This is a genomic window from Synechococcus sp. M16.1 (assembly GCF_014279895.1).
Lineage (GTDB): Bacteria > Cyanobacteriota > Cyanobacteriia > PCC-6307 > Cyanobiaceae > Parasynechococcus.
This window is the reverse complement of record NZ_CP047954.1, coordinates 1,783,510-1,794,152: the sequence shown is the minus strand read 5'-3', so window position 1 is coordinate 1,794,152 and position 10,643 is coordinate 1,783,510. Positions and strand designations below refer to the sequence as shown.

Here is a 10,643-nt window from a genome sequence, read left to right as displayed (position 1 = left end):
GATGACGGAGGCTCCTGAGGCCATGGTGCCCATGGCGGTGCAAAACGAGTTGCTCGAAGGGCGCAAGCTGCTGGAGTCGATGGAGCCGCAGCAGCGTCTTGCCTGGGGGCTGGAACAGTTCGGTGAGACTTTTGCTCTCACCACGAGTTTTGGCATCCAATCGGCTGTGCTCCTGCACATGCTGAGCACCCTCCCCGGCGGTGATGCTGTGCCGGTGATCTGGATCGATACCGGTTATCTGCCTCCTGAGACCTACACCTACGCCGATCAACTCACCCAGCAGCTCAGGATTCGTCTGGTGGTGAGTCAGAGCGAGATGTCTCCGGCTCGGATGGAGGCCCTGCACGGGCGGCTTTGGGAATCCGGTCGTGTGGACGATCTGGAGACTTATCACCGGATCCGCAAAGTTGAACCCCTGGAGCGAGCCCTCAACGGCCTGGAGACGCGTTGCTGGGCCAGCGGCGTGCGGCGTGGCCAGACCGATCACCGCCGCTCGATGACCGCGTTGGATCCGATTCGGGAGCGTTGGTCTCTCAGGCCTTTGCTGGAGTGGACGCAGCGGGACGTCTACTACTACATGCAATCCAACAACCTCCCCCAGCATCCGTTGTTCGAGCAGGGCTATTCCACCGTTGGCGACTGGCATTCCAGTGGCCCTGATGTGGGAGATCTAAGTGGCCGCGACACCCGCTTCGGTGGGTTAAAGCAGGAATGTGGAATTCATGTGCCCCAGGAGGCCAACGAAGGGCTGATGGGTGAAGGCATCTGAGTGACGGGGTCTGCACGGGACGTCGACAGCGCCCTGCTGATCGGCAACAGCCGTTGGCATTGGGCGCAGCGGCAGGGCAACACTGTCCGCATTGAGCACGGTCCTCCTGACCCTGGTCGCATCGGGAATGCCCCTCCGGTTTGGGCGGCGGTGGGGCCGGTGCCCGAGCCGCTCATGGCCCACCAGGATCTGCGCATTCGCCTTGGGGATGTGCCCTTGCCTCAGGCTCCTCCTTGGTTGGGGGTGGACCGAGCTCTCGGGGCTTGGATGGCCTGGCGTTGCAGTCAGGAGCAACAGCTCGACTGTTCCAGGGGGTTGCTTCTGGTGGATGCCGGCACCGTGTTGAGCCTCACCCGGGTGACGGCAGACGGCTGTTTTGGAGGCGGACAGCTGATCCCGGGTTATCGGCTCCAGCTTCAGGCCATGGCCGATGGAACCCTGGGTTTGCCATCAACCCCTGAGGATCTCGACAACGACGCTCTGCAAGAGGTCTTCCCACAGCAAACCGTGGCCGCCATGCAGCGCGGTGTTCTGGAGGCGATGTTGGCCTCCATTGCGGCGGCTCAGCAGCATTCCCAAGGCTTGCTGTGGATCTGCGGTGGGGACGCTGCCCTGTTGAAGCGTCATTGGTGCGGTGCAAAGGAGTTGTTGCAGCTGGAGGGTGATCTTCAGTTGCAAGCACTGCTGAGCCTGGGCGCTGGGCTCAGCTCAGCCCGAGATCGCTGATCAGGGTGTCGGCCATGGTGGCCGCTTTCACCTTGAGATAAATCCGCTCGAGTTTTCCTTCTTCATCGATCAGGAAGGTGTGGCGCATCATGCCCATGTATTCGCGCCCCATGAACTTCTTCAGCCCATAGCTCTCATAGAGGCTGGCCACGGCACAGGGCTCCTCATCGGTGAGCAGGGTGAAGGGAAGTTCGTGCTTGTTGATGAATTTGTTGTGGGAGGTGGCTCCGTCCTTGCTGACACCCAGAACGGTGATGTTGTTGGCTTTCAGTTGCTCCCAGCGATCGCGGAAGTTGCAGGCTTCTTTGGTGCAGCCCGGGGTGTCGTCCTTGGGATAGAAGTACAGAACAACCTTCTTCCCGCGCAGTGAAGCGAGGCTGATGGGATCACCGTTTTGATCGGGAAGGGTGAAGTCGGGGGCGGCGTCGCCGATTTGCAGACTCACGAAAAGGTTTTGTCAGTGGCGGCAGCGTACGGCCCTCAGGACAAGACTGTCCGTGCGGCCTACGTTGCAATCAACCTGCAGCTGTTGGGCCATGGCGTCGCGGATCCGGGTTGAGTAAATCGCGCGCTCCCTGGCAGCTCTGGGTCTTCTGGCCATGGGCTTGAGCGCACTTGTTGCTCCGCGAGATGGTTTCCCGTTGGATCACGCTGTTCCTCAGCCGTCGGCGGCGAATCTCAGTCGGCGGCTGATGCAGCGCGAGGTCACCCTGCATCAACGCAGCGAAGCCGAAACCCTGCTGAAAGAGTTCACCCGCGCGCAAATGACGCGCCATTGCTGGGGTGAATTCGCAGGCTCGCTTCAGGATCTGGGGCTGTCGTCCGGGTCGCAGTTCCAGACAATGGTGAATCGCGATGCTGTTCGGACTCGGCTGTCGCTTGAACCCCATCACGGGACAGAGGCCTATCTGGCGGAGGTGGCGCGCTCCGGTGGTCGGTTGCGGATGTACTACTGCCGTGGTGATCGGAAAGTAGCAGGCCAGGCCGCGGAGGGGCATTGTCCGGATGGCTGGCAACGCATCTCTTTGAAGTGATCAGAGCGATCTACTTTTGATTCCTCGTTAGGACGAACTGATCTCAAGTAATGGGTTTCAGGTGGCTCTCCCCGGCAAGATGGTTTTCACCTTATCCATGCTTTGTAGGTGGCCTAGTTCGGGCAAACTTCTCTGGCTTTTTTATTTCGAGCTGGTCCAGATCGAGCTGAGCTAGCGAGTCTCTCGTGTCTCTTTTGCTGGAAGCCGGTTCTCTCAATGTTTGCCAACTCTTAAGCGATTGGGTGATGTCGGTGTTTCTTATTGAGGGGGCTAATTTTTATTGACGTGCTTATTTGTCGTCCCGTGTTTTCTCGTCTCGCTGCTGGCCTGCTGGCTGGTGTATCCCTCGCCGCTCTGGCCGTTCCTGCTGAAGCAGGCACCTCCCGCCCCGTTCGCTGGAACACCGGCGGCGCCGTGTGGACCACCACGTCTTCTGAATTCAAAACCTTCTTCAGCACCGGTGACATCACCGATCGTGCTTTGAGCTCCGGCATCGGCAGCTCCGGTTGGACTGCCGAGGAAATTCAGGAAGGCATGACCAAAACCTATGCCGTTGACATCATCGGCGTCTCCCGCTTCCTGTACTCCGACGACGGCGTCAAGTTCCTGAAGGACCAGACCCGTTCTTATTTCCCCAACTGGAAGATGAAGTCCACCTCCGTGGTAGCTCTGCGTTCCGCGATCATCGCCGACTCCATCGACGGTGAAATCTCTGCCGCCGGCATCCTGGCCGAGCTGCCCGTGGACTTCCGTCTGGCAGACACCTGCGGTACTTACGACGGCATCCAGAACCTCTGTGCGCCAAACCATTGCGAAGGAGACGCCCAGTGCACCTCGCTGCTCTCCTGGTATGTGTTTCTGCCTGCCTGCGTTCAGGCCAACACCGCGCTGCCCGATCCTGCACTTCGCATCGCTCCCGTCCGTCTCCTCTGGTGATCAGCTCCTGAGAGCTGCGCCTCAGCCCCGGCTACGGCCGGGGCTTTTTTACGGCGTGTTTCGCTCGCCGGTGATCAATTGATGGCGCATTGGCAGTCGTAAACCACCCTCTCCAAGGCTGTTCAGTGACCGGCGCAATTCCTTCATCACGTCCTTGCTGATCTCCCCCATGGCCTGCCGGTAGGGCGACCCTTCGGTCAGCCATCGCTCAGCCAGTTCCGTGCCCCCTGGAAGCGTGAGATGTTCCAGCCACTCATCACAACGGAGCTGCCAGCCGGCGTTCTTTAAGGACTCGTCCGGCCGCTGCTGCTGCTCAAGCCACTGCTGTTCCTGAGCCACAAGATCGCTGAACAGCTCTTTTGGATCGCCGTCTTGGAGCAATGCACCAGCGGGCCCCAGTTCGGCGCGGCTGATCAGCAGCCGTAAGCCTGTTGTCGGCTCGGCATGTTTGTTGATGGCCTCCAGCAGTGCTGTCCAGTTCTGCCCTTGCAGGTCGGCAGCGGCGAGGCGTCCTGCGATCCAATCGAAGGCCTGGAGTGCGGGCAGAGCGTCGAGGTTGCCGGTCAGCAGCTCTGGCCGATGCTCCGGCTCGAGCAGATCCATCTGTGCTGCTAGCCGGCTCCGGTCTGCTTCGTTCTCGCAAAGCACGGTGACGCCACCTTCCGGGGCGGCCCTCAATGGATCGAGGGCCCAGATCAGCGAGCGCACCCCCAGCAGCAGCACTCGATCTCGACGGGTCCAGGGGATCTCCCGCCAGAGCCGCTCTCGCAGGCGCTGCAGTCGCTCCCCCTCCTGTCCTAGTTGGCGCTGGACCCAGCGGTCCACGCCCGGACGGTCGGGCCCGCTGCTCAAAAGTAAAGGCTGGTCGGCTGCCAGTTCCGCGGCCGCGGCGAGTTGGGCTGCCCGGCGTTCCGCCATCCGTTCGCGTCGTTCCCCCTCCCAACCGAGTTGTCCGGGCTGCCAGAACACCTCGCCTTGCAGGGGTGTGGGGAGGTATTGCTGCTCCACCCAGTGTTCTGCGTAGGCATGGGGGTAGCGGTAGCCCACGCCATCGCCGAAGGCGGCTCCATCTCGGTTCGCATCGCGCAAATGCCCAGGCACGTCCTGTTTTTGCGCATCGCGCACGGTTTTGAGGGCATCAAAGAAGCCCAGAACGCTGTTGCTCTTTTCGGTGCCTGCCAGGTACAACGCAGCCTGGGCCAAGGGATACAGGCCTTCTGGCAGCCCCACCCGTTCGAAGGCTGCGGCACAGGCCTCCACCACAACGATGGCCTGCGGATCGGCCAGGCCGATGTCTTCCCCCGCTGCAATCAGCATCCGCCGAAAAATGAAGCGGGGGTTTTCACCGGCTTCCACCATGCGTGCCAGCCAGAACAGCGCCGCATCGGCATCGGAGCCCCGTAGCGATTTGATGAAAGCGCTGATCGTGTCGTAGTGGGCATCGCCGTGTTTGTCGTAGAGCACTGCCCGCTGCTGAATCGATTCCTCGGCGATGGCCAGGTTGATCTGAATCACTCCGTCGCCATCGGGTTCGGAACTCTCTACCGCCAGTTCAAGGGCATTGAGCAGGCTGCGGGCATCTCCTCCCGCTACATCAACGAGATGGTTGGCAGCATCGCTGTTGATGGCGATGGCGCGGTTGCCGTAGCCCCGCTCGTCGTCTGCAAGGGCGCGTTGCAGCAGCCGCTGCAAATCCTCTGGTTCCAGAGGAAGTAAACGAAACAGCCGCGAGCGGCTGACCAGCGCCTTGTTGACTTCGAAATAGGGGTTTTCTGTGGTGGCGCCGATCAGGATGACGGTGCCGTTCTCCACCCATGGCAACAGCGCATCCTGCTGAGCGCTGTTGAAGCGGTGCACTTCGTCGATGAACAGGATTGTGCGCAAGCCATGCCGTTCAAGGCGTTGGCGTGCAGCATCCACCTCGATTCGTAAGTCTTTGACGCCCGCCAGTACGGCGTTAAGGCTGCTGAAATGAGCGCGGGTGTGGTTGGCGATGATCCGCGCCAGGGTGGTTTTGCCGACCCCGGGGGGGCCATGCAGGATCAGGTTACCGACCCGATCAGCCTTGATGGCACGGCGTAGGAGCCGTCCGTCGGCAAGGATCCCTCTCTGGCCCTCAAATTCTTCCAGCGTGCGCGGGCGCATGCGGTCGGCCAGGGGGGCCAGCCGCCTCCGTTGCTGCTCACCGTGAAAAGCGAAGAGGTCCTGGCCCAACGAACAATCGGCGTTGACCCAGTTTCCCTGACGTTCTCAATCAGCGCTTGAGCTGGTCCAAATCGAATCTTTTTGCAGGCCAGTTTCGACACGTCGAAACCTTCGCGGACAAGCTCTCACGAACTCCCCATAATCCGACAAAAGACTTTTTGCCGTGCGTCATCCGCAGCGTCTTCTGATCACCTTCGCTGCTCTGATTACGGTTAGTTCCTGCAAGAGCGAAGCGCCGAAGCCGCCGCCGCCGAAGGTGCAGGCCGTCTCCACCCAGTTGGCCGAATTCACCGAGGGTATCGACACCGTCAGCACGTTGGAGGCCAGCAACCTTGTCGAGCTCGCCGCTCAATCGGGGGGTCGGATTGAGCAACTCAAGATCAGCCAGGGTGATGAAGTTGCGCCCGGTCAGCTGTTGGTGGTGCTCGATCAAGTCGAGAAGAAAGCCAAAGCCGACAACGCCAAAGCCAACTACGAGCGCTACGCCTACCTGGCTGAGACGGGCGCTGCGTCGCAGAAGGATCTGGATCGCTATCGCACCCAATACATCTCCGCCAAGGCGGAGCTCGACTACAGCAATCTCACCTCACCCTCCGCCGGCACGGTCGCTGACGTGAAAGTGAAGGTGGGCGACGTGATTCAGCAGGGCCAGGTGTTCACCAGCCTGGTGCAGAACAACGAACTGGAAGCCCGTGTGGAGGTGCCGGCGGTGTTCTCAACGCGTCTGTCCCTTGGGCAGCCGGTGTTGCTCAGTGCCCCAGGCAGTGAGGATGTGATCGCAACCGGGCAAGTCGGCTCGATTGATCCTCGGATCAACAAACAGACCCAGGGATTGTTGGTGAAGGCGGTCTTCCCGAACACCTATGGGCAATTGAAGGATGGCCAGCGTGTGCGCACCCGAGTGCAGATCAAGGCTGAGCAACAACTGGCCGTTCCTTTCGCCGCTGTCACCCAGACCTCCGGTCAGAGCTTCGTCTTCCGTCTCGGCAGCTTTGATGAGCTCAAAGCGAATCCGGGCAAGGCTGATCTCGAGAAGCTGGAGAAGGGCATCAAGGCCGGCAAGCTTCCCGCTGATGCCAAGTTCGCCCTCCAGACGCCGGTCACGGTGGGGAAATTGGAGAACCAGCTGTATCCGATCACCGAAGGCCTCGAAGCCAATCAGATGGTGGCCACAACCAATCTGCTCAACCTGAAACACGGCATGCCCGTGCATGTGCAACTCGCCAAGGCGAACTGAGGTTGATCGATGTCTGCTTCCAATAATTTCATCACCCGGCCGGTTCTCAGCACGGTCTGCAGCCTGCTGATCGTGATCGTCGGCTTGATCTCGATTCCGATCCTTCCGATTGAAAACCTCCCCGACATTGCACCTCCAACGGTGAAGGTGCAGGCCACCTACGTGGGTGCTGATGCTGTTGCCGTTGAGCAGGGAGTCACCTCCGTGCTCGAGCAGCAGATCAACGGTGTGGAGAACATGGACTTCATCACCTCCAACAGCTCCTCCGATGGTGTGAGTTCGATCTCCGTTTCGTTCGACAGCGGCACCGACGGCAACATCAACCAGGTGAACGTGCAGAACCGCGTTTCCCTGGCGGAACCTCAGTTGCCGGAGGAGGTGCGCAAGTCGGGTGTGACGGTGAACAAGGCCTCCAACTCGATCCTGCTCGTCTACAACTTCGTCAACGAAGACCCCGCCAAAACCGAATATTCGGTGGAGACGATCAGCGGTTATCTCGACAAGAACCTCACCGACAACGTCAAACGAGTGAAGGGCGTCGGCGATGTCACTTACTTCGGCAACCGCAAGATCGCCTTCCGCCTTTGGCTGGACCCCGAGAAGCTGACCGCCAACAACCTCACGGCCACCGATGTGGTCAACCAGCTGCGAAGCCAGAACCGTCTGGTGCCCGCCGGCAAGATCGGCGGCGCCCCTGCCCCTGAAGGTCAGGAATACACCTTCACAGTGCAGCTGCAGGGTCGTCTGACCAGCACCCAGGAGTTCGAGAACATCATTCTCAGAACCACTGATGCCGGTGGCTTGGTGCGGCTCAAGGATGTGGGCCGCGTTGAGCTCGGCGGTGAGACCTACGGCATTGATGCCATGGATCTCAAAGGCACACCTTCGGTTGGTATCGCGATCTACCAGCTCTCCGGAAGTAATGCCATCGAGGTCTCCAATGGCGTCAAGGAGGTGCTGAATGAGTTCGAGCAAACCTTGCCGGTTGGCCTCGGGGTCCAGAAGATTTACGACACCACCGACTTCATCAACCAGTCGATCAAAGGGGTGACCAACTCCCTTCGGGACGCAGTGATCCTGGTGGTGCTGATCCTGTTCCTGTTCCTGCAGAACTGGAAAGCCACGCTTGTGCCCGCGATTGCGATTCCGGTGGCCTTGATCGGCACCTTCGCCCTGGTGCTGGCCTTCGGATTTTCACTCAATCAGCTCACCCTGTTTGGTCTTGTGCTGGCCACCGGCCTTGTGGTGGATGACGCCATCACCGTGGTGGAAGACACCTCTGCCAAGAAGGCGGAAGGGATGACCTCGGTGCAGGCCGCCATGGAAACCATGGATGAGCTGTTCGGGGCTGTGATTGCCACTTCCCTGGTGAAGATGGCGGTGTTCCTGCCGGTGCTGTTTTTCCCAGGTGCCACTGGCACCATCTACAAACAGTTCGCCGCCACGATCCTTTTCTCGATCGGCATCTCCACCTTCAACGCCCTCACCTTCTCGCCGATGCTGTCGGCCCTGCTTTTGTCTCGCGAAACCAAGGAGCTCAGCCGCAATCAGTACGCCACGGCCGGTGTGGTGCTTGGTTTCATTTACAGCTTGCTCAGTGCTGGTAATGGAGCGGCAGCAGCGCTGATCCCAACGGTGATCGGTGCGGTGGTCGGCTTCATCGCCGGCAAGATCAGCGGTCTGCCCCTGCGTCTTCCCTTCACCGTCGGTGGTGCTGCGGTGGGTGTGATCACAACAGGTGTGATCGTCTCTAATCCGATCCCGGTGGTGTTGTTCACCGCCATTGGAGGCGGCGTTGGCTACTTCATCCCGGTGATCTTCACCAACTTCAACCGTTTGTATGGCGGCTTTGAGAAGAGCTATGCGTCGATCCTCGATGCTGTGCTCAAAGCCCGCCCGATTGTGATGGCGGCCCTGGCTGCCGGGATCCTGCTGACGGGATTCGCTTTCACCAGAATTCCTGGTGGATTCGTGCCGATCGAAGACCAGGGCTATGCCATTGGTTTCGTGCAGGCTCCTGAGGGTGTCTCCAACGAGAAAACCCTGGCGATCAACCGTCAGGTGGCTGAGGTGTTGCGTTCCGAGGAGGACATCGCATCAGCGGCTCTGTTCAGCGGCGCCAGTCTCGATGGCAACGCGCCCAATAAGGGTCTGTTCTTCATCGGGATGAACCACTGGGATGATCGGCCCGGCAAGGACCACACCGTGGGAGCGGTGGTGAAGCGTCTCAACGCCAAGTTGTATGGCGCGATTGATGGGGGTCGGGTCTTTGTTGTTGAGCCCCCGTCGATTCCCGGTTATGGCACCGGTGGTGGCTTCGAGTTCCAGCTGCTGGACCAAAGCAGTGGCGTCTATTCGTTGAATGAGTTTTTCGGATCTGCTCAGCAGATCATTCAGACGGCGAACAGCGATTCCGTTCTCAATCAGGTCTACACGCTGTTCTCCCCCCAGGCTCCGCAATACAAGATCGATGTGGACCGGGAGCAGATGGCTTCGCTCGGTGTCGATTTCGCCTCCGCGATGTCTGTTTTCAGCGTCAACTTCGGTGGGCAATACGTGAATGACACCTTCCAGGAGGGCAAGGTGCGCAGGGTGTATGTGCAGGCCGATGAGGTCAGCCGGGCCACACCCCAGCGGCTGTCCGCCATCTATGTAGCCAATGCCAAGGGCGAGCAGATTCCCCTCTCGGAGTTCTTCACCGTGAAGCAGACGGTGGGGCCCAGCGTCATTCCCCACTTCAATCTCTACCGCTCGATCAAGATCGACGGCACCCCCAAAGAAGGCAACAGCTCCGGTCAGGCGATCGGGGCGATGAAGCAGATCTTCAATGCTGGCAGTTATCAAGGCCTTGGTTTCGACTGGACCGGCATCTCCCGCGAAGAAGTGAAGGCTGGATCCCTGGCGGTGGTGATCTTCGCGCTCGGCATCCTGGCGGTGTTCCTGGTGCTGTCGGCTCAGTACGAGAGCTACACCGACCCGATCATCATCCTGCTCACCGTGCCGACGGCGTTGCTGGGGGCCCTGGTGTTTCTCGGCGGTGCCGGCCAGGTGCTCAACATCTACGCCCAGGTGGGTCTGGTGATGCTTATCGGTCTGGCGGGCGGCAACGCGATTCTGATCGTCGACCTGGCCAACCAGAAGATGGGTGAGGGCGAGTCGGCGCTTGAGGCTGCCAAGTTCTCCGCCAAGTCCCGTCTGCGGCCGATTCTGATGACGGCGATTTCCTCCCTCACCGGCTTCCTGCCACTGATGCTGGCCAGTGGTGCGGGTGCCCAGAGCCAGTCGTCCCTGGGCCTGGTGGTGTTCGGTGGTCTGTTGGTGGCCACCTTCCTCTCCACCCTTGTGGTGCCTGTCTTCTACGTGGTGATGAAGACGTTGCTGGGCCAGGCCGATGCCAAGCCTCCTGAGGACGGTCCTACCCCCACCCCGCAACCGAGCTGATGGTTGAGTTGAACTCCGAGGTGAATCAGCGCAAGCCCTTCAGTGGCATGCGTGTGTTGATTGCAGTGGCCATTGGTGTCGGTCTTGGTCTGGCGGTGGCCTATTTCCTCAAGGTGCTGATCGACAACAGCCCGGCCGAGATTGCGCTGGGCCGTTTGCGCCTCTTTTATCTGATGGTGATCAGCTCAGGTGGTCTTGGGGGCTTTGCGATTGAGACGATGCGTCAGCTGCAGGAGGAAGCCACTGATCCCGCCTATCGGCACAGCAAGTCCAACCGCGGCCGTCGTCCCTGAGG

9 protein-coding genes are annotated in these 10,643 nt (G+C 60.2%); 7 read left to right on the top strand and 2 right to left on the bottom strand.

Annotated elements, in window-relative coordinates; translation table 11 throughout:
* Position 1: 1 nt before the first annotated feature.
* Together SynM161_RS10270 and SynM161_RS10265 are read left to right on the top strand one after the other, a co-directional pair.
* Positions 2–769, top strand: a complete 768-nt coding sequence (locus SynM161_RS10270) for a phosphoadenylyl-sulfate reductase (RefSeq protein ID WP_186541293.1) — start codon at positions 2–4, stop codon at positions 767–769.
* Complete coding sequence (locus tag SynM161_RS10265) at positions 770–1,495, top strand: type III pantothenate kinase (protein WP_186541292.1); 726 nt, start codon at positions 770–772, stop codon at positions 1,493–1,495.
* On the opposite strand, the gene bcp is transcribed toward SynM161_RS10265, so the two are convergent.
* A complete protein-coding gene (gene bcp / locus SynM161_RS10260) occupies positions 1,473–1,940 on the bottom strand; it encodes a thioredoxin-dependent thiol peroxidase (protein ID WP_186496137.1) in 468 nt (155 codons plus the stop codon). The genes SynM161_RS10265 and bcp overlap by 23 nt on opposite strands.
* 160 nt (positions 1,941–2,100) lie before the next feature.
* Here bcp and SynM161_RS10255 point away from each other — a divergent pair, with 160 nt between their 5' ends.
* On the top strand, positions 2,101–2,529 hold the full coding sequence (locus tag SynM161_RS10255; RefSeq protein ID WP_186541291.1) for a thymidylate synthase: 429 nt from the start codon (positions 2,101–2,103) through the stop codon (positions 2,527–2,529).
* A 303-nt stretch (positions 2,530–2,832) separates the two neighbouring features.
* Complete coding sequence (locus SynM161_RS10250) at positions 2,833–3,465, top strand: alpha/beta hydrolase (RefSeq protein ID WP_186541289.1); 633 nt, start codon at positions 2,833–2,835, stop codon at positions 3,463–3,465.
* Positions 3,466–3,513: 48 nt separating this feature from the next.
* On the opposite strand, the gene SynM161_RS10245 is transcribed toward SynM161_RS10250, so the two are convergent.
* Positions 3,514–5,679 carry an AAA family ATPase gene (locus tag SynM161_RS10245; RefSeq protein WP_186541287.1) on the bottom strand — a complete coding sequence of 722 codons (2,166 nt, stop codon included), beginning with the start codon at positions 5,677–5,679 and terminating at the stop codon, positions 3,514–3,516.
* A gap of 154 nt (positions 5,680–5,833) precedes the next feature.
* Here SynM161_RS10245 and SynM161_RS10240 point away from each other — a divergent pair, with 154 nt between their 5' ends.
* From SynM161_RS10240 to SynM161_RS10230, 3 genes are read left to right on the top strand one after another with little or no spacing between them, the layout of a single operon-like run.
* Positions 5,834–6,907 carry an efflux RND transporter periplasmic adaptor subunit gene (locus SynM161_RS10240; protein ID WP_186541285.1) on the top strand — a complete coding sequence of 358 codons (1,074 nt, stop codon included), beginning with the start codon at positions 5,834–5,836 and terminating at the stop codon, positions 6,905–6,907.
* 9 nt (positions 6,908–6,916) lie between these two features.
* Entirely contained in the window at positions 6,917–10,348 is a 3,432-nt protein-coding gene (locus tag SynM161_RS10235) for an efflux RND transporter permease subunit (protein ID WP_186541283.1), read from the top strand.
* Entirely contained in the window at positions 10,348–10,641 is a 294-nt protein-coding gene (locus tag SynM161_RS10230; protein WP_186541280.1) for a hypothetical protein, read from the top strand. The genes SynM161_RS10235 and SynM161_RS10230 overlap by 1 nt, the downstream gene beginning before the upstream one ends.
* Positions 10,642–10,643: the final 2 nt, after the last annotated feature.

Coding starts and splice junctions, on each gene's coding strand:
- SynM161_RS10270 (WP_186541293.1), top strand. CDS start 2: ATGACGGAGGCTCCTGAGGCCATGGTGCCCATGGCGGTGCAAAACGAG.
- SynM161_RS10235 (WP_186541283.1), top strand. CDS start 6,917: ATGTCTGCTTCCAATAATTTCATCACCCGGCCGGTTCTCAGCACGGTC.
- SynM161_RS10230 (WP_186541280.1), top strand. CDS start 10,348: ATGGTTGAGTTGAACTCCGAGGTGAATCAGCGCAAGCCCTTCAGTGGC.